This window comes from Pseudoalteromonas sp. Isolate3 (genome assembly GCF_022398505.1).
Classification (GTDB): Bacteria; Pseudomonadota; Gammaproteobacteria; order Enterobacterales; family Alteromonadaceae; genus Pseudoalteromonas; species Pseudoalteromonas apostichopi.
On record NZ_JAKEVN010000062.1, the window covers coordinates 1 to 23,957 of the forward strand.

Consider the following 23,957-nt stretch of genomic DNA (forward strand, 5'->3'; position numbering starts at 1 on the left):
ATACAAATAAATGTAACAAATTATGTCAAAGAGTTTTGTGTATATGAAAAGGCAAGTTTACTAATTGGGTATGAAAAAAGCGCCCTGAGGCGCCTTGATAAATTTATTTATTATTCGACATTGAGCTGCCAACCGAGGCGGTAATCACTAATAAAATAGCTAGCCATTGCCACATGCTTAAAAACTCACCTAGGATCATAAAGCCAGCCAATGCAGCAATGGCTGGCTCTAAACTCATCATGATGCTGAAACCTTGCGCTGGCATATTGCGAAGCGCAACCATTTCTAGTGTGTATGGTAGTGCACTAGACATGATGGCTACTAAAAGACCCAGTGGTAACACTTCCCAACTCAATAGTGCAGCCCCTTGTGAAACGCCGCCATAAGGCACAAGTACAATCGCGGCAACGCTCATACCCATGGCAACGGTCATCCCGCCTGAGCCTTGGTTTCCGGTCTTTTTGCCAAACAATATATAAAACGCCCAACACGCTCCTGCCGCAAGGGCTAAAATAACACCTATAGGGTCGAGGCTGTCTTCGCCCTTCATATCGGGTAGCAATAAAATAATGCCAGCAATGGCGCAGGCTACCCAAAATAGGTCGCGTTTTTTACGTGACGAAAGTAGAGCAACCGCAAGGGGACCTGTAAACTCTAGCGCAACACCTATCCCTAAAGGAATACGTTCAATGGCATAATAGAACAGAATGTTCATGCCACCTAAACTTAAGCCATAAACGATAATCGGCATGCGCTGCCCGATAGGCGGAAATGCTCGCCAAGGCTTAAAAACAAGGCACAAAATAGCTGCTGAAAAACCTAAGCGCAGTGCGGTTGTGCCTTCAGGGCCAATTAAAGGAAATAATTGCTTTGCAACAGAGGCTCCAGATTGAATGGTAACCATTGCAAGAAGCACGCAAATAACAGCAATAAAAAACGGTGGAATGGTGCGCAGCATCACTGTCCTTATGAAAGTTAATAGCTCAAGTTTGCGGCGATTCTACTGATGTTTTATTGGAGAAGAAATGTTTTTCGTTAAACGGACACAGATTTTCGATAAAGCGAAATATGGGTATCAAATTGCTTTGATATCTAGAGAAGCTAGCCTTGCTTATTTTAAGGTGAAAATGATGGTTTGTTTAGGCTGATTTTTGCTGATGACGTTTAGTCATAAACTCATTACAGCGTTTATAGAAGGCTTAAGATAACGAGCAAGGGTCGGTAAGCGTCTATATCAACGATGCCTTGGATGAAAAACGTATACCTCACAAGAGCCTGTCAGTGGTCGTCACCCACAAGGCTATATGGCCGTTGTTAATCCACGAACAATCGGTGCATCTGTTACTTTCCGATTTTAAGCTAATCGCTAATCGCTGGTATACTCAGCGACTAGCTTAATTTAAAGCGATTAATTTGCCCGTTTAAGTTATTTGCCAAGTTAGCCAATTTACTTGATGAATCTGAAATACTTTGCGTTTGTTGCTGTGACTTACGGCTTGTGTCTTGAACTTCGTTTAAGCGCCGGGCGATTTCTTCTGTCACTTGAGATTGCTGCTCAGATGCAGAAGCTATGGTCATATTGGCATCAGAAATAGCTTTTGCTTGAACGCTAATTTCATCGAGCATATGGCCAACTTTTTCTGAATTTACCACAGCCTCTTTTATTTGCGCATCACTTGAGCGGATCCTTTGTGTCACGGCATTGGTCGCCGATTGTAATGAGTCAATTTTCTCTTGGATCTCAAGGGTTGAGCTTTGTGTACGACTAGCCAAGGTCCTTACTTCATCTGCGACAACCGCAAATCCTCGGCCTTGTTCACCAGCTCGTGCTGCTTCGATTGCTGCATTGAGTGCCAGTAAATTAGTTTGTTCAGCAATGTTACTTATAACACTTAAAATAACAGTTACTTCATTTACTGAGGCTTCCAGTTGATTAAGGTCCGTTAGTGATTTGGTTAAGGTGTCGGCCACTGATTCAACAGAACTAACACCTTGTTGCACTACCTGTAGACCATCTTGAGTTTTTTGATTTGCAGATGTCGCACTGCTTGCCGCTTCTGCACAGTTTTGTGATACTTCCTTAACGGCCGTTGAGTTTTCGTATACTGAGCTTGAAATAACCTCAATTGCTTGGCTTTGAATATCATTCAACGTTTTAGCTTGCTGCGAAATTTCATCTAAGCTTCTCGCTGCCACTTGAGCTTGCTCTGATTGATCGTGTATTTCTCTAAGTAGTTGTGAGAGCTTATCGACCATAATGTTAAAGCTACTAGCAAGCTGACCTATTTCGTCATCGGCTTTGTGGTCTATATAACAAGATAAATCCCCCTCAGAGATACGCTTCGCTTCATCGATCAAGGCATGGGTGGCTTTAATCACTTTTTTTTCTAATTGCCAATAACACAATATTAAGGTGGCAATAATAGTGAGCACTAAAGCTGTACTTATTAAACTTAGGGTGACGACACTGTCATGATTGCTTTTTACATCCGCTGCACTTTTTTTCTTGATTGAGCTTAAAAAGGCTTGAACAGGCTGCTGAATTTTCTCAACTTCGGCCATGTATGCATCGTTGGTTAAAAGCTCGATAGCATGCACCCATTTTTTGTGCTCGGCTGGACTCAAATTATTAGTATCTTGACCAATCAAATTACTGACTAAACTAAATGCATTTTCTTCTGTTTCAATCAGTTTAAGTGATAAATCGTTTGATTTTTGTAAAAGGGCTAAGTCGTCAGCGGCAACATTATAAGCTTTTAAGCGCTGTTCATAACTTTTCTTTTCACCATTAAGCCAAGTTGTTTTTCCTTGAATTTGATCAACAAGCTTATAGTATTCGTCTTTATAGCGCTTATCTAAAGTCACAACATGTTGACGGGCAAGTTCAGTAAGGTGAATCGAATTTGAAGATGAAAGCTGTGCAAGATGGCTTAGTTCATAGCGCTGCTGGGCAGAGTATAAACTTTTATCTTGGCCTGCTTGCAACAATAAAATTATGACGAGTAGTCCTGCAGCAAGGGTAATAGTTGCTGCGAAAACGGCTCTTAATAAAAATCTTATAGACAAGGCTAAGTCTCACAAATTAAATAATGCATAATTTAAACATAGTGCAATAACCTACAACCGCAAAAATATTGTTACAAATGAACATTCATTAAGAAGGTTAATTCAAGGAAAGTTGAAAACTTTTAGTTACTAATGAAATGGTATGAGTTTTGCTTCGTCTAGTCTTTTTGCCAAGGAAGACAAAATGTTGACGATCAATTCGCCACGACTACGCACGCCAAGTTCACTGCAAAACACGCAATCTATTACCTCAACCTATGAGAAATTAGCTTCGGGGAAACGTATAAACTCTGCAAAAGACGACGCTGCTGGCCTACAGATAAGTCATCGATTAACAACACAATTAGCAGTGAAGCAACAAACACTTCGAAATTTACAAGATGGTATTAGCTATGGACAAGTTGCTGATGCTGGTTTATCAGAACTCACAGATACGCTTCAACGCATGCGAACTTTAGCTCTTCAAGCAGCAAATGGCTCAAATACAGATATAGATAGGGAAGCGTTAAATGAAGAGTTTTCACAATTACGAGATCATATAAATAGCGTTGTAGTAAATACAGAAATTTTTGGTAAAAAACCATTAATGTCTAAGCCTGAACTAGAGACGAATTTAGATAATGTTCCGGTATTAGATGAAGTGTTTTCTAATAATGTTCAGCAAGGGATGAGCTCAGGAGATATTTCTTTAGGCCTAATACCTGCGGGTTCAACGAACGTCAGGATTCAAATAAATGATAATGGTGCGAATGATGATTTAAATCTATTTACCCAAACTGGCGAGCATTTAGTTGGGCAAGATTTATCGTCTGTGCAATCTAGAATTGAGGCAAATTTATTTACTCCAGCAAATGGTTACCAAGGCACAGAAACATATAGCAATGGCAATTTATTTACGGGGGGAGGTTTTAATTTCCCAGCTGTAAATAGTCAAACTATTAATGGAATGAACTTTACCTACTCGGGGAATGGTAACCCAAGCTCAGGTAGTTCAAATGAAGAAATATTCATTGATAATGTAACCGAGCCGCTGCTTCTTACAGTGATTGGCTCGGGTATGTTTCGAATTACTGCCAGTTGGGACTCTCTAGGGAGTTTAAATTCATCATCTGCTGAATCAAGTGATGGTCCGATGATGGTAACATCAACAGACCAAGCAATTGGCGAAGATGGTTATATTATATTTGAAGATATTGATGCCAGTGCTGGTTCTTTAACAATTGAGGGCATTACTATAGGCCGCGAAGACTTGGCTCAAAATGCAATTGCTAGAATTGACACTGCATTGTCGCGTATCGGTGGGTTCAGAGCTGAAGTCGGGGCAAAAATGAATGCAATTGAGTCGACTATACGCAATGAATCTAATCAGTCGTCGATGCTAAGTTCAGCAAACCAGCGAATTGAAGATACCGATTTTGCCAAAGTAATGGCAGAAAAAGTATCACTAGATATTGTTCAACAAGCGGGTGTTAGTGTTGCTATGCAAGCGAGGAATATTACTAAGGATGGAATTTTGAGTTTGCTAGGGCAACTAGAATAGCTGCCCTAGGTCATTATTAGCTTTTGTCTGCAGGATAGACAACACCAAGCTGACTTCGCGCTTCATCAAGCACTGCCATGACTTGTTTTGACAGTGCATGGGTATTAACTGACGACTCAATTTGTCCGGCATTCGCTGCTTGAATGAAATGGCTTACTTCATGACGCATAAAGTGTTCATCAAATGGCTCAGAGAGCTCTTCGACAGTACCATCGTTCCCGATAAACTGCATGCGTTTTAATAGTGATACTGCTTCGATACGAATACGGCCTTTTTCACCTTGAATTTCAGTAAAATTATCGCCTTGCGAGATTTTAGAGTAGCTGATCAGCGCCTGCTTATCGGCATAATTTAATAATACGTCGCCAGCCCCATCAACACCGGTTTCAAGTAATACGCCACTGGCTTTTACTGTTTGTGGGGCACCCCAAATTGCAAGTAAGATATATAGCGGATAAATGCCTAAATCTACTAATGCGCCGTTAGCAAACTCTGGCAAGAAAGTATTTGGGCGCTCACCATTTTTATACTTATCGTAACGTGATGAGTACTGACTATATTGACCAATATATTTTCGTGGTGTGCCAATTTTTGTGATGGCATTTTTTAAACGTGCAAAGTTTGGTAAATGGGTGGTCATCATCGCTTCCATGTATAAGCGTTGATGCGTTTTTGCTGCTTGAATAATTGCCTCAAGTTCTGTGCTATTAGCAGCAGAAGGCTTTTCACCTAAAACGTGTTTACCGGCTTTTAAACACATTACAGCGTAGTCTTTGTGGAAGCTATTTGGTGCAGCAATGTAGACGGCATCGACTAATGGGTCTTGGCACACTTGCTCAATGTTGGTAAATACTTTTGCGTTTGCAATGTCGTGCTTTGCAAGGAAAGACTCACCTGTTTGCTGCTCTCGAGAGCAAACGCCATATAAGGAGAATTGTTCAATTTGTTTGGCTGCACTCAGTAGCGTGTCGCTTATAAAATTGGTACCTACAATCACAAATTTCATATTTACTCCTGGTTGTTTTGTGCAAGCCATGCTTGCCAATCCTGTTCAAATTTTTCCATTTGTTTATGTTTCTTGCTTAACAAATGTTTGTCTTCATCTTCTTGTGCCATATAAGGGCCAACGCGGCATAAAGCACAGTGTTTATCACCTAAATAAGCGGGTAAAGTCAGCTTAGAGGTAATGTCATGGTCAGTTTTTTCGCTAAATACATAGGTAATGCCGCTGGTGTCTTTAACGTGTTTATCGCGATCAACATTGCGAATTTTATAGCCCGGAAACACGCTAATATCGAATGGCATTTGGCCAAGATACTGGCAATTAAGTCCTTGATTTAACGTGCCTTCAATATTCCATTCGCGATACGGTTTTACATCTTTAGAGGTGATGTAACACAGCATTGGGCCATTTTTATCTAATGCGAATTGGCTTGCGTAGTCTAAGTAGTGATGCAACAAAGCGCGGTTTAAAACATTCATACCACCTTGTTGGGTATTTGCTTTGAATGCTGCTTCACCTTTAAACGCAGGTATAAGTGGAAATTGAAAAATAACCAGATCGAAACGTGCCTCGCCTAAGCGCAGCCATGAATCGGGCTGTGTAACATCAAACTCAGTGAGTGTTGCTACATTTAGTTGTTGCAAAGCGCTTAGTGCATTGTCGGCATATTTTTGCTCTATAGTGTTTGCATCATCATAGGTCGAAGCAACAAGCTTAGCGGGGTTTATATGACGAGCAATGGAATGCGAAAATGACAAATCACCATCCCCTACCGTCAAAATGCGCCAACTAGGGTCTAAAAACATGTTGTTATTTGCCTTGTTTTTGCGCTTTTTCAACTGCGATTTCAGGACAAAGCGCTAAGCGAGTTTTAAGTCCTTCAATCGCTATTTGCTTAAATATTAAGTTAAAACTTATTAAAACGGCAATAACGATATGAATAGGACCGTGCGTAAAGCCTGCATCTGTGTCAAAGAGCATTAACCCGAATAATAAGAACATGGTAGCTAAAAATATTTCAATCAACTGATTGGAATATAACTTTAGAGTACCTTGGTTTTTGTGATCTTTTTTGATGTGGATAGCACAAAAAAAAGGAATCACTTTAATTTTAAAGTGAGCGCCTTTTTCAACGTAATTTTCGCCGAGGAGGTCTAGTTTGGCGCGCAATTGATCTATCATAGCAAGTCCTTAAGAAACTGAGCCGCGGATGTTACCGCAAACAGGGCTAAAGGGCTACTCAGGATAGATACTCATACCAATCACAAAAATGTGGCATACAAATACAACTGAGGTTAAAACAAATCGCATTTTTTGATAATCAACGTGATAGGTTTGCCACTGCGGCGAGCTTTTCTCGAATAATAATACAAGCCAAAAGCTTGCCGCTAGCCAAGCGAGAGTCCAGGTTGTTGGTAAAAAACTTAAAAAGCCAATAGGTAAGATAGGAATGATCGCTTTAATGGCATCAGCATGCGTTTGCTGGCCTGCATGCCATAAGTTACCAGCCATAAAGGCTAAAATAGCGATGCTATAAAAAGTGAAAAAGTCTAAGTTGACAGCATTACTGCCTGCGATGAGTGGCCAGCCAACGCAGCCTAAAAACGGCAGTAAACCTAAGTAACCGAGTTGAATGTGATTAATAAACTTTTCCATAATGACCTTAAAACCGCTTAAATTAAAAAGCATACCTAACGGTATGCTTTTATCTTTTAACTATTTTATACCAGTTAGGCGGCTAAAACGATCGCTTTATTGTTGGCGTAACTCTCGACGTAGAATTTTGCCAACCGTCGATTTAGGTAATTGTTCCATAAAAATGATTGATTTAGGCACTTTATAAGCACTTAAGTTTTCGCGGCAATAGTCACTCACTTGTTGCTCATCAATGTGCTCTTTTAAGGTAATGTAGGCACAAACACGCTCCCCAGTTTTTTCATCTTTTGCGCCAATTACGGCCGCTTCGCAGATTGCAGGGTGCTGACAAAGTACGTTTTCAACTTCATTAGGGTACACGTTAAAGCCAGAAACAATAATCATGTCTTTTAAACGGTCTACAATTTTGTAATTACCACTTGGAAGTTTCAGACCCACATCACCAGTTTTGAAAAAACCTCGTTTCATACATTTGTCTGTTTCGTCTTGACGCTGCCAATAACCAATCATCACCTGCGGGCCTTTAACAACTATCTCGCCAGACTCACCGTCAGCAACAGGCTCGTCGTTTTCATCCCAAATTTCCACGGTGGTGTTTGATAGTGGGCGGCCAATGCTGCCAATTTCTTCTTTTTTAAAGTCATTAAGTGTGGCAACGGGCGAGGTTTCTGACAAGCCATAGCCTTCTGTGATTGTGCAACCTGTGGTGCTCATCCACGCATCAGCTGCAGCATGTGTTAAAGCTGCGCCCCCTGAAACTGTCATTTTTAAGTTTGAAAAGTTCAGAGCCTTAAACCCCGGGTGCATGCACAAGCCAATAAAAAGGGTGTTAATACCTGAAAAGTAATTAATTTCAAACGGTTCTATTTGCTTCACTAAAGCATCGAGGTCACGAGGGTTTGGAATAAGTACATTAAATTGCCCCATGGCAAATAGGCCAACCATGTTCACCGTAAAGGCGTAAATATGATAAAGCGGAAGCGGGCAAATACCGGTTTCTTGGCCTGGCGTTAAAATGTCATCAAAGCGCTCATTCATTTGCTCGGCATTGGCTAAGATGTTGCCATGACTTAGCATTGCGGCCTTGGCAACTCCAGTTGTCCCGCCAGTGTATTGTAAAACAGCAATATCGTCACGACTTGCCTGATGAGCGCTAAGTGGTGTGAGCCTTTCACCTTGGCGAATGAGTTCATTTAATGAAAATTGACCCTCTTGCAATGTCGGCTCAGCAACCGCGGCTGCAACAATAACGGTTTTGATCGAGGTATCATTGATAATCGTTGCTAATTTATCGGTAAGGGCGTCAAGAATAACAATGGCTTTAACATCTGCATCATTAAACTGATGCAGCATTTCACGAGCAGTGTAAAGCGGGTTGGTATTTACAACGATTAATCCGGCTCGAAATGCTGCATAGGTAACGATAGGGTAGTCAACAATATTAGGCAGTTGAATAGCGATTCGATCCCCCGCAACAAGACCGCTTTGATGCTGAAACCACTGTGCTAAATAGCGAGATTGTTGTTCTACTTGAGAAAAAGTGAGCGTTTTACCTGCACTGTTATAGGCAGGAAGAGCGGCATACGTCTGACATGTATGCTCAATTAATTGCGTGAGGTTATCATGTGTGTCCATGGTTGTTCCTTAGCGTGTTGTTCTTATTAGTTGTTGTTTGATGAGGCGATCAATCACAGAACTCATTATCCAATTCGGTAAATAACGGCTCATGATATAGGTTAGTTTAGATTGTAAGCCTAAGATCACCATTAATTTTTGCTTATCTAAGCCTTGTAAAACTTGCTTAGAGGTTACGGTTGAGTTTTTAAGTAAAGTGTCAATTTTATAAGTACAAATTAAGCTGACTTTAATATTGCTTGGTTTTAACTTTTGACGTAGCTCCTTTGTAAGAAGTAAGAAGCTGGGGTCTGGTGAAAGTTTGTTTGCATTGGTGGTGGGAGTCGTTAAAGCTAGGTGACTATTCATATCAAGGTAAGGGCTTATTGCATTAGCAAAATTGTGACTGGCTAAACCAAGTTTGTGACAAGGTTGCTCACTGTTCTCAAAACAAAATTGTGAGCACTCTATTGCTAATTCGGGTTTGCCTATCGCTGAAATAGCATTGTTTACCTGGATTTGTAACGCTTCAAAATCGGCAATGTTGCTCGCAAAAAATTCAACGTACTGATCTGTATTTTTAAGCTCAATTAAGGCATGTCTGGTTTTATCGCTAAATTGAAAACCGAAGAGAGCTACATCGTCACCTCGGCGAATATAATGCTTTGCTAACTCGAACCCAACGCCACTGTTGGCACCTGTAATAAACACTCTTCTTAACATGCATGACCAATAATTAGCGAAACTAGCTAGTCAATATATATAAGTTGTTAACAGAAAACTTAGCTTTAAACGACTTGTTTTTAACTTTTTACGCCATTAACAGGAATGAGACTTACGATAATTTTTTGGTGGAATACCATACCAACGCTTGAAAGCTCGAGTAAATTCGCTGTAATTAGAAAAGCTTAATATATCTGAGATGTTTGATAAGCTGAGGCTAGATTCAGTTAAATACTGATGTGCTAAATTACAACGCACGTCATCGACTAATTCACGAAAGGTTGTGTCATGCTTTGTTAAGTGCCGCTGCAAGCTACGTGCACTCATTGATAGCTTTTCGGCGATCAGATTTACACCAAACTCTTCATGAAGTAGATATTGTTTGATCAGAACTTCAACGTGATCAGAGATGTTTTCTCGTTTCGTGTCTTGAAGGTGTCCGAGCTGTTGGCTAAGTATAGAAAATAACTGTTTATCTGAATTTTTAATAGTGAGCTTGAGATATTTTTTATCAAATACAACTGCGGTGTGTGCGCAGTTGAATGTTGGAATTTGCCCAAGGGCTTGACGATAAACACTAGGATTTTCATCGCAACTGTGGGGAAGCTCCAAACGATGCAGTTTTATTTGATCATCGGTTAATTGCTTTAACAAATTGACCCCAACACTTAAAGCTAAGTCGGCACCATGGTAAACACTCAATTTTAAGCTACTGCGCACTAAAAACGACAGTTTTACATAGTCTTGGTCTACTTCAAGGAGTAAGTCAGCGCTATTTTGATGCACATGATAGTACTTAGTTAAATTTTTTAACGCCATTTCAAGGGTGTCGCAATTCCCCATCAAATAACCCACTGACCCCAAAATGTTCAAGCTTTGCCAACGGCCTAACTCTAACCCGAAATAGGGCAGGTTTAATTCTTTCGCTGTGATTTCTAACAACTGGATGAGTTGCTGATACTGCACAAAGTTATTGGCTTCTTGTAATTGCTTTCTGTCTAAACCAACGCGCGATAGTAGTGCGTCAGGGTTCACCAATTTACTTTCAATCAGTTCAATATAGCCGTGTAGAGCAGATACTCTAATTAGATCAGGTGCTTGTGTTAATCGGGGCATAGTGTGCTCTTTTTGAATGTGCTGGCGTAAAAAGTAAAAACAATTGCGCGAAAAGTAAAGTAATAGAGGTCATTAAAGTTTAACAATGTATTAACTGATTGGTCTGAGAACGGTGAATAGGGCCGCAATATACTTAAGAGGAACACACAATGCATTACTCAAAAGTTTTTATAAGTGGCGGCAATGGTTTCATTGGTCGAACACTTGCGCGCTACTTTAAAGCGCATGGAATCGATGTATGTGGGGTTGATTTAATTCCCTGTGAAGAGCTCAATATTATTGCAGGTAATTTAAATGAGCCAGCTAGCTGGCGCTCATTAATGAATGACTGCGATTTAGTTATTCATACAGCGGCAATTGTTTCAAACGCGTTTAGTTACAAGCAAACCTGGCAGGCGAATGTCGGTTGGACGAAAAATTTGCTTGATGCAGCTGTGGCAGCAAACACCGTAAAACGTTTTATTCATATTTCGTCGACCGCAGTCTATGGCAGTGATTTGCAAACTGACATTAAAGAAGATGCACCTTTGTTTCCTGATGGTCGAGCCTATAACGACTCGAAAATGATGAGCGAGCATTTATCGCTAAGCTATCACGCCAGTAAAAAACTCAATGTCACGATTATTCGTCCTGGCGATGTATACGGACCAGGATCACGACCTTGGATAGCCTACCCTTTACAAGAAATCGCAAAGGGGACATTTATGGTGCCCGAGGGCATGTTTGGACCTATTTATATTGATGATCTAGTCAAAGGCATTTACTTAAGCGCCATGAGCGATGATGCAAGCGGTGAGATTTTTAATCTATCAGGACCTGAGCAAGTGACTAATCAAACTTATTTTAATTACTTGGCTCAGGCGCAAAAGAAAAAGCAGGTCAAGGTTGTGAACTACGCCTTAGCAATAAAGTTAACAGGGTTTATCGAGTGGTGTTATCACTTGGTCGGTAAAACTACCGATATCAACCCATCAACAATGCGTATGCTAAGCCGTAAAAGTGCGGCATATAGTAATGAAAAAGCACATCGTATTTTGGGTTATAAGCCTGAATTTACCTTACAGCAAGGTATGCAACATGCATTGCAGTGGGCGTATGAGCAAGGGCTTTGCAAAGAAGAACTGCGGATAGATACCGCTCCAGTAAATTAAAGAAATATTAATAGTAAGTGAAAAGAGGGCACACTCATGGCATTACCAGATATTATTAACCATCAAGATTTTTTACTGACAATACATACCAACGATGAAAAGCTAATTAAAAACGCCTTACCTGGCGTACACATTTACCCATTGATGCTAGATTCTGAGAATGGGGTATGGGTACTACGTGTTTTATTTGAACCAGGCACGGTTTTACCAAGACATTTCCATACTGGAGTCGTGCACTTATATACGCTTGCAGGGAGTTGGCACTACACAGAATATCCAGATGATTTACAAGTGCCGGGTAGCTATTTGTTTGAGCCAGGCGGTTCGATTCATCAATTTCAAGTTCCAAAAGATAATACTGAAATGACCGATACCTTTATGGTAGTTATGGGCTCTAACATTAACTTTGACCCTGATGGTAACTATATGAATATTATGGATGCCGGTTGGATTGAGCAAGTGATGTTAGCTGCCGCAAAAGAGCAAGGAATTGAGCCTAACTATATTAAACCAAAGAGCTTATACGGCTTTAATAAGTAATTTTATTCCTTTATGTGAAAGCCCTTTATCATGTAACTGGTTGAGGGCTTTATAGTTTTTATTACTTTTAGCTGTTTAATCTAAAAAACAAATCAATTTAATCTAAACAATCAATTTTATTTTAATCGCTCACACCTCTATTGTATTAATCAAGCAGACGCAAGACTGCGTTAATTAAACATTTTTAAAACATCAATGAGGAATACTATGAGCACTTCATTAATTAACACAAAACTACAACCATTCAATGCAACAGCTTACCACAACGGTGACTTTGTAGAGCTAACAGAAAAAGACGTGCTAGGTAAGTGGTCAATCTTCTTCTTTTACCCAGCAGATTTCACTTTTGTATGTCCTACAGAGCTTGGTGATGTTGCAGATTACTATGAGCAACTTCAAGAAATGGGTGTTGAAGTTTACTCAGTATCAACTGACACTCACTTCACTCACAAAGCATGGCACGATACGTCAGACACAATTAGTAAAATCAAATTTCCAATGATTGGTGACCCTACAGGTCGTATCACACGTAACTTCGGTGTGATGATCGAAGACGAAGGTCTTGCTCTTCGCGGTACATTCGTAATGAACCCTGAAGGCGAAATCAAAGTAATCGAAACTCATGACCTAGGCATCGGCCGTAGCGCGAAAGAGTTAGTACGTAAAGTACAAGCTGCTCAGTACATTGCTAACCACGACGGTGAAGTATGTCCTGCATCATGGCAGCCAGGTGAAGAGACACTTGCTCCTTCACTAGACCTAGTTGGCAAAATCTAATTTGCCATAGCATTAAACGATAGCAAAGCCTCGCTTTGCTATCCAAATGTAACTTTAACTGCCCATCACAACTCACATTAAGCACATTAGCGGGTGGTGGGTAGTTTCCTAAAATTTTTCTAGCTTATTTATTCTGAACTCAAGGGCTAAGCCATGTTAGATACGAATATCAAAAACCAATTAACAAGCCACTTTGCTTCTATTACCAGCCCTGTTGAGCTGCTTATCGCCTTGGATGACAGCAATAAATCAACAGAACTTAAAAACTTAGCAAACGATTTAGCATCGTTAAGCGATAAATTCTCGGTGCGAGATAACCCAAACCAAGACGTACGTCGTCCGTCTATGGTGGTATCTTCACCTATTAACAATACGCAAATCACATTTGCGGGTGTGCCTATGGGCCACGAATTCACCAGCTTGATCCTTGCACTCCTTCATACAGGTGGTCATCCAAGTAAGGCATCAGAGAGTGAAATTGAACAAATTAAATCATTACCTGGGCCGCTTAACTTTGAAGTGTATATTTCATTAAGTTGTCAAACATGTCCACAAATAGTGCAAGCACTAAACTTAATGGCAGCACACAACGAAAACATTACGGCCACTATGATTGATGGTGCTTTGTTCCAAGACGAAGTGAATGAGCGTAATGTTTTAGCAGTGCCGGCTGTATATTTAAATGGTGAGCTATTTAGCCAAGGCGCAGTTAACCTTACCGACATACTAAACAAAGTAGATACTAAAGCAGCAGCACGCCAAGCTGAAGCATTAAGTGCTAAAGAGTTGTTTGATGTACTTGTTGTTGGAGGGGGGCCAGCTGGGGCTTCTGCGGCAATCTATTCGGCACGCAAAGGCTTGAACACGGGCGTGGTTGCAGAGCGTTTTGGTGGTCAGGTTTCAGATACTTTAGCAATTGAAAACTTTATCTCAGTTAAAGCGACCGAAGGCCCTAAATTAGTTGCTCAACTAGAAGAGCACGTAAAAGAATACGATGTTGATGTTATGCAAAACCAACGTGCGACATCACTTACTAAGCAAGGTAATTATCAAATCACACTAGAAAATGGCGCGGTTTTGAATGCTAAATCAGTGGTATTAGCAACCGGTGCACGCTGGCGTGAAATGAACGTACCAGGTGAGAAAGAGTATCGCGGTCATGGCGTTGCTTACTGTCCTCACTGTGATGGTCCGTTATTTAAAGGTAAAGCCGTTGCGGTTATCGGTGGTGGTAATTCAGGTATTGAAGCTGCAATCGACCTTGCTAACATTGTTGAGCATGTCACCGTGCTTGAATTTGCTGATACCCTACGTGCTGACGAAGTTCTTATTCGTAAAGCAAATAGCTTAAACAACATTACGATTATCAAAAACGCGCAAACGACAGAAGTTGTTGGCGATGGTAAACGAGTTACAGGCTTAAGCTATGTTGACCGCATCTCTGGTGATAAAAAATCGCTTGAGCTTGCAGGTATCTTTGTGCAAATAGGCTTGGTGCCAAACACTGAATGGTTAAAAGATTCAGAGTTATCACTGACTCGCTTTGGCGAAATCGAAATCGATAGCAAAGGTGCAACATCATTACCGGGTGTTTACGCGGCAGGTGATGCAACAACAACGCCGTTTAAGCAAATCATTATTGCAATGGGCAGTGGCGCTACAGCAAGTTTAGGTGCTTTTGATTACTTAATTCGCCACAGCGAAGAGACACAAAGCACCGAAGATGCAGCTTAATTAATGACTCTTGATTAGGCAGCTCACACCCATAGCTGCCGTCTTAAAGCCGCCCTCTCCAAAGGCGGCTTTGTTTTTACTGATACTGCGCTGCAGTAATAAACTCCGAGAAACTTTCACACCAAATAACCACTGTATTGTAATCGCTGACATCAATACCTTGTGGCACAGCTAATTTAAAACCATTGAATGAACGCACCCCTGCAACACGTTGCATTGTGCCTTTTTGTGCTAAAAAATCGGCTTCGTTATCGACAAAGTTGCGTGATAGGTAAAGTTGATAGTCAGGACCAGGAGATAAAGTGCCTTGCATAGAAATAGCATCATTTGTTAGGTACACCATGCCATCACCATAATGCAAGCGGTCTGAACCTTTAAGATTTGGTTTAAACTCAGCACTAAACTGAGCTCGACCTTGATGCTGCTTCAATATGCCAGCCTCAGGAGCAGGTTGCTCAGTTAAAATTGGTAAACTGTAAACCCCAGCCATAAAACCCGCAGCGAAAATTGCTGATGCCACGATAATGATGAGCAGTGCTTTTAGCATGATTACTCCTTATTATTTAGCGTTATTCTATGACGTTGCTTTAAAGAAAAATGTTTTTCAACATCACCAAAGTATTGCAAATAAAGTTGATCAAGCTCACCAGATTGCTGTAGCTTTTGCATGCCTTGTTCTAACATGTCTCTAATGTGTTGATTTTCTCTACTTAAATAAAAGTAATATTCACTGGGGTATTGCAACATGATGTTTGGTGCAATGACAAAATTGAACTGTTTTAGTCTATTTAGTTCACTGTCAATTGCTAGTACTGAGCGTGGAAAGTAATCACCAAGCCCTGTTTTGAGGGCTTTGATCATACCTGGATAATCAAGCTCTCCATTAACTGTTAAACCATTATTTTTCAGCACGGTATAATCAGACCAGCTCTGTTTTTGGAGGCCAACTAAGGGAGCTAATTCTGCAAGGGTTTTAATGGAGCTAAACTTTTCTTGGTCTTCGTCGCGGATAATCAGTAAACGCTGGCCATGTAAGCCTTTGTAGAGTGGGATAGTTGTTTTTACTAGAGAGTCAGTTTGCTGGAGAGGCAAAGATAACCAAGCTAGGGTAATTGTTTTATTCTGACTCAGCTGCTCTACAATACGTTTATTATTCATTGGCTTAACGTTGTAAAGCAACACAACATTCGCATCCATTGCAGCAAAGCTTTTGTTGAGAATATCGTGGATATATTGGTTTTTTACCGCTTCGATATAGTTTGGTTTTGCAAGCTGAATAACAATTTGCTCATGCGCAAAGCTTTGTAGACTCCACAGAACAAATGTTAATAGTAATATAAATGCTGCCCTGTTCATTAATGTAAGTCCCTGTTTTTTGAGCGCAGCTCTACATTATACTTTGAAAACATGCACCTGCTGTTGTAATTTCGAAGCCAATGAAGCCAATTCTTGGCTGGCTTGCGCATTTTGTTGCGAGCTTTCGCTAACCAGTGAAATGCTACTACTAAATTCATTAATATTACAACTTAGTTCGTTGGCAACAGTGGTCTGCTCATCTGTTGCAGTGGATACTTGGTTGTTCATATCGGCAATAAGAGCCATTTCTTGAGTAATTTCAGAGAGTAATTGTGATGAGCGCTCGGCGTATTCAACACTTTGTTTGGCACTTTCGTCGGCATTGCCCATGGCGGTCACTGCCTGCTGCGCCATTGCTTGTAGTTTACTAATCATTTCATTAATACTCGCTGTGGCTTTTTGCGTGTTGTGCGCAAGCTGCCTGACTTCATCGGCTACTACTGCGAAACCGCGACCTGACTCACCTGCACGGGCAGCTTCAATGGCGGCATTTAACGCAAGTAAGTTCGTTTGTTCTGCAATACCCTGGATCATCATCACCACTTGATTGATATCAGTTGATTGTGTGTTTAACTCATTGATTAGTTTTGTATTCGCATTAACGACATGTGATAAGCGGTTTATTGCATCAATATTTTCCTGCACAGATTGCTGACCCTGTTTGGCTGTTTTATCTGTGTGAGTTGCTTTTTCTGACGTTGATAATGCATTGGCGGCAACTTGCTCAATCGCACTACTCATTTGCGTAATGGCAGTTGCAATCATCGCCGATTGATGTTCTTGCTCTGTGGCTGTGCTGGCTACTTGATCACTAATTGAGTTCATTTGTTCAGCCGCAGATGAAAGTGTGAGTGTTGCGCTCGTTACATCATTTACTAAAGTATGAATGCGTTCCATCATGGCATTAAAGTGATGTGCTGCTTGGGCGATTTCGTCATTACCATGGGTTTTGGCGCGCAGACGTAAGTCGGCATTCTCAGAGATAGAACCTATCGTTTCACTCAGAGATAACAATGGGTTATGAATAGAGCGGTATATAATAAAGGCAATAGCCAGCAACAAAATAATTAAAACTGTGATAGATGCTGTCATAGCGATACTGACCTGAGCAAAATCTTTATCTGCGGAGTTTTTAAACTTGTTAGCCTCATTGATTTGTAAGTTTATAAGTCCTTGATAACTTTCACTGAGTGGGTCAAACACATCATAAAGACTTTTTACGAACACCTTGTTAGGTACTGCTTTAAGTTGGTCACTTTTAACTTGGGTTAAAAACGTGCTGAGTTCGCTTTCGACCACACTGAGGTTCTTTTCAACTATATTTACTAGGCGCTGCTCTTCTGTGGTGAGCTTGGTTCCTAAGTAGCTTTTCCATTTGTTGTCAGCGACTTTTTTTGCATTTTCAACGGCGGCTAGAAAGTCAGTTTTTGAAATTTGCTCAGCGCGGTATTTATGAAATAAATCAACAATGCTAACCGCGTAATTGTCCGATACTGTTTTTATCTGCTCAAGAGGTATGACTCTATCGTCATACAAACTGTCGATGCCTTTTATCAAGTTCGACATAATAGACATTGTAAAAATAGATGTGATCACAAAAACTGTAACCGGTAACAAAGCCAATACGGCTAATCGCGTACGAACGGTATAGTTATTTAACATGAGCGTGCAAATTTTTGTAAGGACTTAGTATTAAAATTAATAGATAAATGGTTTTAAGCAAATTTTTGCAATTATTTTGAAGCTTTTTATCTAGGTAGGTATTTCATCTTTTAAATAGTTATGAAGCGTGCTTAACGCTAGTCAAGTTAACAAAGCCAGTATTTACACTGGCCTTGTTTTGTACCTACTTTTACATTAATGGCCTCGGTTAGGCAATTGTCTAGGCATTTGTCTTTGTGTATTGCGGCGCATTTGTTGGCGCTGCATACCTTGCTGACGTGCTCTATTTGCTTGATTTAATTGCTGCATACGATTTTGCTGTCTGTTTTGCGTATGCTGGCGTTGCTGCAATGTTTGCCTCGCTTTACTTTTATCTATGCTTTGTAATTTATTTTGCACTTGTTGGCGGTCAATGTTTTGTGACCGATCTTTGATTTGTTGCTGTTTATCTCTGGGTAATGTTTGCCATTTACCCTCTACACGTTGTTGCCATTTATCAGCATCATGTTTGAGCACGTTACCCTTTTGATCAGCGAAAACATTATTTGCCTTATCGCGTTGGCTAATAGCAGTTTTTAAATCGCGTTTAACCTGCTGTTTTGAGGCAAGACGAGATTTACTTTGATCGCGCTTATAAATATTAAGTCTTGGCTGTTTATTAAGATGCCCCGGTTTATGGCCGACATTAATTTTGTTGCCTATATTGATGTTGCCATTATTAATAATAACTGGGCCACGGTAACCACCACCATACCAGCCATTACAACAATGATAAGGTCGATAATGGGTTGGCCAACCTACATTCCAATTCATACCTAGATTTAAAAAACCATTGCTCCAACTTAAGCCAAAAGACCAGCCTGTCCAGTTGTTATAGCCAATATTAAAGCCCCAAGTCGGTGGGCGAGGGTAGTAGTAGCCACCGCCCCAGTATGGCGGGTAATACCAACCTGTTCCATACACTGGCACGCCATAATATGGGTATGACCACATGTAACCTGGGTAATAACCGACGTAAACTACTTCAGGGGTTGACTCGTAAATATCAACATATGTCACGTTGTATACAGGAGAACTTGGAGGAATTTTTGCTATGTCGTCTTTTGGAATGCTATCAGCAACAAGCCAAGGCCCTTGTGCGGAGTCTGCCTTAAACCACACCGCATTATCGACAGCATAATATTTGCCTTTAATTTGCAGCACTTGTGCATCGGTATTAATGGCATAAGAAACCTGCGTGCCTGGGATCCGTTCAAACTTAGGCTTGCCATCATAATACACAGTCAAACTGGTGTCTTTACGGCTGATAGCCGCTGTTTGAGGCACTTTAGCATCTAATACAGCCTCGTCAGCTTCTTCAGTACCAGCAACCGAAACTCTGAGGCCACCTAAATCTGATTCAGGTGGAATATTGGCAAAGCTCTCTGGTAACTCATCACCACGTACAAATGTCCATGGGCCTGTTTGCTGTTTAGAGCGATACCAGCGCCCAGATAACAATACGTACATATTGTTAGTTTGCATATCACGCAGCCATGGGGTTTCTGTATTAAACACATACATGAGCTCGCCACCGGTTAGGCTTTTCCATTTAGCTTCGCCATCTGTTGCAATGAGCTCGGTAGGTTTAGTTGCCACAACAATGGCTGGTGGCGCAATAAGACTTGATGTTTCCGTATCTTTAGGGAGCATTTTTACAAGTTCAGCCGGTGGCGACTGAGTATATTCATAAGGCCCTTTGGCTTGTTTTGCCTGATACCAAAATTGCCCATCGGTGAGATAACAAAGTTTGCTTTTGCTATCTTTAATCACTGTCATGGCGGTGTTTAAAGCGCGCTCATATTGGCTGTTTTCAATTTTACTAAACTTAGGTTCACCATCAAAACTAAGTAAAACTGACAATTGCTCTTTGAAAATAATCGCCGGAGGATCGGTTTTTAATTGCGTTAAACTTTGTTCTGCTGCTTCTGCACTTTCCAGGCTGGCGGTGAGTTGCGAAAGAGAGGTTTCGAATTGACTGGCTTTTATTGCTTCATTAACGACAGCAGTAAACTGTTGTTCTCCAGCATCTTTTGATTCAGGCCAGCGTACATCGGTGACAGTCATATTGCGAACGGTGACGGTATCATTTTCGCGGTCAGTATCTAATTTAGCGGTAAACCAAAATACGCCAAACACAGCGTCATTGCCTGAAACCGAAAATGACATTGCTGCACGGGCTGTTAAAGTATTACCGTTTAGTTTCTCGGGTTGTGGTTGATAAACTATAAGTGTGCCTTGTGATGTTTGCACTTGTTGCGGCCACTCAATAGCTTGGCTATAAAATGAAAATAAGCAGAAAAAAGAGAGTATTAAAACCCTGAGGGCAGTAATAAAAGGCAGGGGGAGTTTCATGGTCAATCCTTGGCTAACATAACTATTTAAAGTATAGCCAATGACATCGAAAACGCTTGAAGATTGTTCCTTTTTTAGTGTATTAGTTCATATAGGGTATTAGGCAATTTGAGTTAAAAAATGTGCACCCGCATTTAAGCCCATTTCATAACCCGCACTGAGTTTTTCAAATGATTTTGTTGTTCGACCAACAGCAAAGTTAGGTGGCGGTGCAATAATATTAATTTTACAATCGCTTGGCGGGTTGGTAATAAAATCAATACTTTGATTGTAATTTTCTGCGCGTCTGAGGGTTGCTTCAGCTAATGCTGGGGTTCTCTTATAAAGACGCTTTACAAGCCAAGGCGCTTTAGCTGGCTTTTTCTTATAGCCAAGAGGTTGAGATAAAATAACGGTGATTTCTTTATTACCCATCTCGTATGCTTTGCGAATTGGAATAGAATCAGCGACGCCGCCATCAGTGAGTTGTAAATTGTCGATAATGGGAAATTCTCGATAAGCAATAGGGAGAGCACATGAGGCTTTTAATTGCTCTTCAAGATGAGCTGCACTAGCTTTTAAGTACTCTGCTTGTCCAGTTTGTATATTGGTTGTAACAATGTAAAACTCACTGGCTTGCTTTTTGAAGGTGTCGAGATCAAGGCGAATATCACGGATGGTTTCTTGCCACAGCCAGTCTAAATCAAACAGGTGGCCACCTTTAATAAAACGAACAAAATCAATAAATTCAGGTCGGCAAGAGTAATCGGTAATCACCGCATGGTTACGTTTGTATTGGGCGCACAAATAGGCGGCAATGTTTGTGGCTCCGGCAGAAACACCATAGCATTGATTAAAAGGTTGGTAATTGGCTTCAATAAAGGCATCCAATACGCCAGTGGCAAAAATACCACGCATTGCGCCACCTTCTACAACCAGTGCCTTGTTATTGTTCATTTTCGCAACCTTGCTTGTAACCGTGAGTGCTTCTAACCATAGCAAACACGGTTACAAAACTAAATAGAGTTTTGACTCTAACTAAGTTATACCGCTTCTACCCAAAGTACGCCAACTTGTTTGTCGGTCACTTTTACAGTACTACCCGCAGCAATGGGAGACTGACTTTTTAATTGCCATGTAATACCCGAATACTGATGCGTAGTTAACCCTTTATCATCAACATCAGCGTTCACGATAAAGGTAAGCTCAGCAAAATCGCTATGTATTGGCTTAGTATCGGTTTTATCTTGCATGCGTTTGAGTGGTTTCCAAAGCACTACAGCAAAGCCTAGAGTAAACACTATATTGCTCCAAAGCGCGGTGGTGTAACTCGTATCAAGTAAGCCTATATTCATTAATAAGCCACTGGCAAATAAAGATAAGCCTAAAAACAGTAGTACATAGGTACTCATACCCAGTACAGCAACTTCAACAATTAGCGCGATAACACCTATAATCATTAATGCTTCGGCTAAATGAGTATCTAAAAATGCCATCAGCTCACCTAACTTTGTTGCTTTTTATTCAAAGAGTTAATAATAGACATCCCTTGAGCAACCAATGAGCTTGCATCAGTACCACTTTCAGGAAGTAATACCACAGATGACTCACGAGCAATCGCTTCTTTAGCAGCAATAGCTTTAGTTGCTAAGTCGAGTTGAATTGCTTTTTGACCTTGCTCTGTATCCGCTGCTTCACCTACTTTACGCAGTGCATCTGCTTGCGCTTCAGCAACAGCGATAATCGCTTTTGCTTCACCTTCGGCGCGTAAAATTTGCTCTGCTTTTTCAGCTTCTGCTGCAAGAACTTGCGCTTGCTTCTTACCTTCTGCCACGTTGATAGCAGATTGACGATCACCTTCAGACTCTAAAATCTGCGCACGTTTTACACGCTCAGCTTTCATTTGTGCTTCCATGGCTTCCATTACAGAGTTTGGTGGCACAATGTCTTTAATTTCGTAACGTAAAACCTGAATTCCCCAAGGCTCAGAAGCTTGGTTAATCGCGGTAACTATGTTGGTGTTTAACATGTCGCGCTCTTCAAAGGTTTTATCGAGTTCCATTTTACCAAGTTCAGAACGCATCGTCGTTTGCGATAGCTGAGTAACCGCAAACACATAGTCATCAACACCATATGTGGCTTTATACGGGTCAAGCACGCGGAAATACAGCACACCGTCGACGATAAGCGAGATATTATCTTTCGTGATAGCAGACTGAGAAGGCACATCTTGCGCTTGTTCTTTTAAGCTGCGATCAGCGGCAATACGGTCGATAAATGGCACAATAAAGTTTAAGCCCGCTTCTTTGGTTGAATGGTATTTACCGAAACGTTCGATTAACCAGGCACGATTTTGCGGCACAAATTTAACGCTACTTTTTAGTAGCACTAAAACAAAAATTAGAAGAAAGACTTCTACATTTAACAAAAGGTCTAAAATGCTAGAAATGGGATCCATGTACTTTCCTTAATACAGTTAAAATTATTTTGCCACTCAGATTACCACCACAAAGCAAAGCAGGCTAATGATTTGTAATCGGTACTGGTTTTAGAGTTGCCTCATTGTGTTGAGTACAAACCTACGGCTCGTTTAATCGGTAAGTGTATGTTTTATCATATACATATGCTGATCAGCTTGCGCCACAATTTCATCGGCTGTTTCTTGTGTGCCTAAAAACATGGTGACGCCAACACTGGCAGAACCTTTGTAGTTAATATCTTGATGAATAAATTTAATTTCGATAGCGGTTTGTAGTTTATCAGCAACGCGATGGGCGTTGTGTTTGGCTGTTTGCTCATCACGACCTAGGCCTTCTAGTAAGACTATAAATTCGTCGCCACCAATGCGGGCTAAACAGTCTTTCTCGCGCACAGCGGCTTTCATTCTATTGGCAATTTCAACAAGATAAGCGTCGCCTGTATTGTGGCCATATTGGTCGTTTAATTTTTTGAATTTATTGAGGTCAATAAATATTACAGCACCATAACTTTGGTCGCGCTTACTCATTTCTAACGCAAGTGATAAGCGAATATAAAAATAGCGGCGATTTAAAAGTTCAGTTAAGGGATCGGTAGAGGCAGCATAGAGGAGTTGTTGTTCATGGTATTTTCGTTCAGTAATGTCAGTTGCAATGCCTAAAATGCCAATTACTTTGTTTGGCTCTGAGTCACAAAAAATAGGGGTTTTTACTTCCCAAAAAATAAACGTGTGCCCACCTGGAAAAGTCAACTCAACTTCTTCTCGTGTTCGCTCTCCGCTGAGTACTCGTTTATCGATTTTTGCGAGTTTTTTGGCATCTGGGCGAGGGAAAAAGTCGGTATCGGTTTTATATTGTAATTCTTGAGCAGAACATGCAAATAAGTCTAGAGTCAGTTTATTTGCATAAACGTAATGTCCGAGTTCATTTTTTATATAAACGTATGCGGGTACGTTATCGAGTGCAAACTTTAACTCAGCAATATGCACAGGTAATTTAGTTGTATTAAATTCGGCCATAATATGTCCCTATATAACAAGCCATAAATTGATAGTGGACGAAAAAATCTTAATAAACAAGACTAACCACAAAGATAAAATTACAACTAATGATTTAGGTATGATTTTGAAAAGTAATTAAAAAAATAATAATGAAGATGGTTGATGAAC

General features: G+C 40.6%; 22 protein-coding genes. 5 read left to right on the forward strand and 17 right to left on the reverse strand.

Translation table 11 applies throughout. The features are described 5' to 3' along the window. Nucleotides 1-103 precede the first annotated feature (103 nt). Together L1D46_RS12755 and L1D46_RS12760 are read right to left on the reverse strand one after the other, a co-directional pair. On the reverse strand, nt 104-958 hold the full coding sequence (locus tag L1D46_RS12755; RefSeq protein ID WP_130052773.1) for a DMT family transporter: 855 nt from the start codon (nt 956-958) through the stop codon (nt 104-106). 431 nt (nt 959-1,389) lie between these two features. After that, nucleotides 1,390-3,066, reverse strand: a complete 1,677-nt coding sequence (locus L1D46_RS12760; RefSeq protein WP_130052772.1) for a methyl-accepting chemotaxis protein — start codon at nt 3,064-3,066, stop codon at nt 1,390-1,392. 184 nt (nt 3,067-3,250) lie between these two features. Here L1D46_RS12760 and L1D46_RS12765 point away from each other — a divergent pair, with 184 nt between their 5' ends. Then, the gene (locus tag L1D46_RS12765; RefSeq protein WP_168990042.1) at nt 3,251-4,606 is read left to right on the forward strand and encodes a flagellin; all 1,356 of its coding nucleotides are present in this window, start codon (nt 3,251-3,253) and stop codon (nt 4,604-4,606) included. 16 nt (nt 4,607-4,622) lie between these two features. Here the strand turns inward: L1D46_RS12765 and L1D46_RS12770 are convergent, their stop codons facing one another. The 7 genes from L1D46_RS12770 to L1D46_RS12800 all read right to left on the reverse strand — a co-directional run bounded on the left by L1D46_RS12770 (nt 4,623) and on the right by L1D46_RS12800 (nt 10,718). Then, nucleotides 4,623-5,612, reverse strand: a complete 990-nt coding sequence (locus L1D46_RS12770) for a Gfo/Idh/MocA family oxidoreductase (RefSeq protein WP_130052770.1) — start codon at nt 5,610-5,612, stop codon at nt 4,623-4,625. A gap of 2 nt (nt 5,613-5,614) precedes the next feature. Then, a complete protein-coding gene (locus L1D46_RS12775) occupies nt 5,615-6,415 on the reverse strand; it encodes a class I SAM-dependent methyltransferase (protein ID WP_130052769.1) in 801 nt (266 codons plus the stop codon). Between the two features lie 4 nt (nt 6,416-6,419). After that, nucleotides 6,420-6,791 (reverse strand): hypothetical protein, encoded by a 372-nt coding sequence (locus L1D46_RS12780; protein WP_130052768.1) that lies wholly within the window; start codon nt 6,789-6,791, stop codon nt 6,420-6,422. 54 nt (nt 6,792-6,845) lie between these two features. Next, nucleotides 6,846-7,265, reverse strand: a complete 420-nt coding sequence (locus L1D46_RS12785) for a DUF3429 domain-containing protein (protein ID WP_130052767.1) — start codon at nt 7,263-7,265, stop codon at nt 6,846-6,848. Nucleotides 7,266-7,361: 96 nt separating this feature from the next. Continuing rightward, on the reverse strand, nt 7,362-8,900 hold the full coding sequence (locus L1D46_RS12790; protein ID WP_130052766.1) for an AMP-binding protein: 1,539 nt from the start codon (nt 8,898-8,900) through the stop codon (nt 7,362-7,364). Between the two features lie 9 nt (nt 8,901-8,909). Next, a complete protein-coding gene (locus tag L1D46_RS12795; RefSeq protein ID WP_130052765.1) occupies nt 8,910-9,602 on the reverse strand; it encodes an SDR family NAD(P)-dependent oxidoreductase in 693 nt (230 codons plus the stop codon). A gap of 96 nt (nt 9,603-9,698) precedes the next feature. Next, nucleotides 9,699-10,718 (reverse strand): AraC family transcriptional regulator, encoded by a 1,020-nt coding sequence (locus L1D46_RS12800; RefSeq protein ID WP_130052764.1) that lies wholly within the window; start codon nt 10,716-10,718, stop codon nt 9,699-9,701. 149 nt (nt 10,719-10,867) lie between these two features. On the opposite strand from L1D46_RS12800, the gene L1D46_RS12805 reads away from it, so the two are divergent. The 4 genes from L1D46_RS12805 (at nt 10,868) to ahpF (ending at nt 14,920) form a co-directional block, all read left to right on the forward strand. After that, the gene (locus tag L1D46_RS12805; protein WP_130052763.1) at nt 10,868-11,869 is read left to right on the forward strand and encodes an NAD(P)-dependent oxidoreductase; all 1,002 of its coding nucleotides are present in this window, start codon (nt 10,868-10,870) and stop codon (nt 11,867-11,869) included. 36 nt (nt 11,870-11,905) lie between these two features. After that, nucleotides 11,906-12,409 carry a 2,4'-dihydroxyacetophenone dioxygenase family protein gene (locus L1D46_RS12810; protein ID WP_130052762.1) on the forward strand — a complete coding sequence of 168 codons (504 nt, stop codon included), beginning with the start codon at nt 11,906-11,908 and terminating at the stop codon, nt 12,407-12,409. A 207-nt stretch (nt 12,410-12,616) separates the two neighbouring features. Beyond that, complete coding sequence (gene ahpC / locus L1D46_RS12815) at nt 12,617-13,186, forward strand: alkyl hydroperoxide reductase subunit C (RefSeq protein ID WP_130052761.1); 570 nt, start codon at nt 12,617-12,619, stop codon at nt 13,184-13,186. Between the two features lie 153 nt (nt 13,187-13,339). Further along, complete coding sequence (gene ahpF / locus L1D46_RS12820; protein WP_130052760.1) at nt 13,340-14,920, forward strand: alkyl hydroperoxide reductase subunit F; 1,581 nt, start codon at nt 13,340-13,342, stop codon at nt 14,918-14,920. Nucleotides 14,921-14,996: 76 nt separating this feature from the next. On the opposite strand, the gene L1D46_RS12825 is transcribed toward ahpF, so the two are convergent. The 8 genes from L1D46_RS12825 to L1D46_RS12860 form a co-directional block, all read right to left on the reverse strand. Then, nucleotides 14,997-15,467 carry a DM13 domain-containing protein gene (locus tag L1D46_RS12825; RefSeq protein WP_130052759.1) on the reverse strand — a complete coding sequence of 157 codons (471 nt, stop codon included), beginning with the start codon at nt 15,465-15,467 and terminating at the stop codon, nt 14,997-14,999. A 2-nt stretch (nt 15,468-15,469) separates the two neighbouring features. Continuing rightward, nucleotides 15,470-16,276 (reverse strand): transporter substrate-binding domain-containing protein, encoded by an 807-nt coding sequence (locus L1D46_RS12830; protein WP_130052758.1) that lies wholly within the window; start codon nt 16,274-16,276, stop codon nt 15,470-15,472. A gap of 36 nt (nt 16,277-16,312) precedes the next feature. Beyond that, entirely contained in the window at nt 16,313-17,938 is a 1,626-nt protein-coding gene (locus tag L1D46_RS12835) for a methyl-accepting chemotaxis protein (protein ID WP_130052757.1), read from the reverse strand. A 195-nt stretch (nt 17,939-18,133) separates the two neighbouring features. After that, on the reverse strand, nt 18,134-20,332 hold the full coding sequence (locus L1D46_RS12840; protein ID WP_130052756.1) for a carbohydrate-binding family V/XII: 2,199 nt from the start codon (nt 20,330-20,332) through the stop codon (nt 18,134-18,136). A 99-nt stretch (nt 20,333-20,431) separates the two neighbouring features. Beyond that, a complete protein-coding gene (locus L1D46_RS12845) occupies nt 20,432-21,268 on the reverse strand; it encodes a patatin family protein (RefSeq protein WP_130052755.1) in 837 nt (278 codons plus the stop codon). Between the two features lie 86 nt (nt 21,269-21,354). Then, nucleotides 21,355-21,807, reverse strand: a complete 453-nt coding sequence (locus L1D46_RS12850) for an NfeD family protein (RefSeq protein WP_130052754.1) — start codon at nt 21,805-21,807, stop codon at nt 21,355-21,357. Between the two features lie 8 nt (nt 21,808-21,815). Then, the gene (locus L1D46_RS12855; RefSeq protein ID WP_130052753.1) at nt 21,816-22,769 is read right to left on the reverse strand and encodes a slipin family protein; all 954 of its coding nucleotides are present in this window, start codon (nt 22,767-22,769) and stop codon (nt 21,816-21,818) included. Nucleotides 22,770-22,901: 132 nt separating this feature from the next. After that, nucleotides 22,902-23,807 carry a GGDEF domain-containing protein gene (locus tag L1D46_RS12860; protein ID WP_167657492.1) on the reverse strand — a complete coding sequence of 302 codons (906 nt, stop codon included), beginning with the start codon at nt 23,805-23,807 and terminating at the stop codon, nt 22,902-22,904. Between the last annotated feature and the right edge of the window lie 150 nt (nt 23,808-23,957).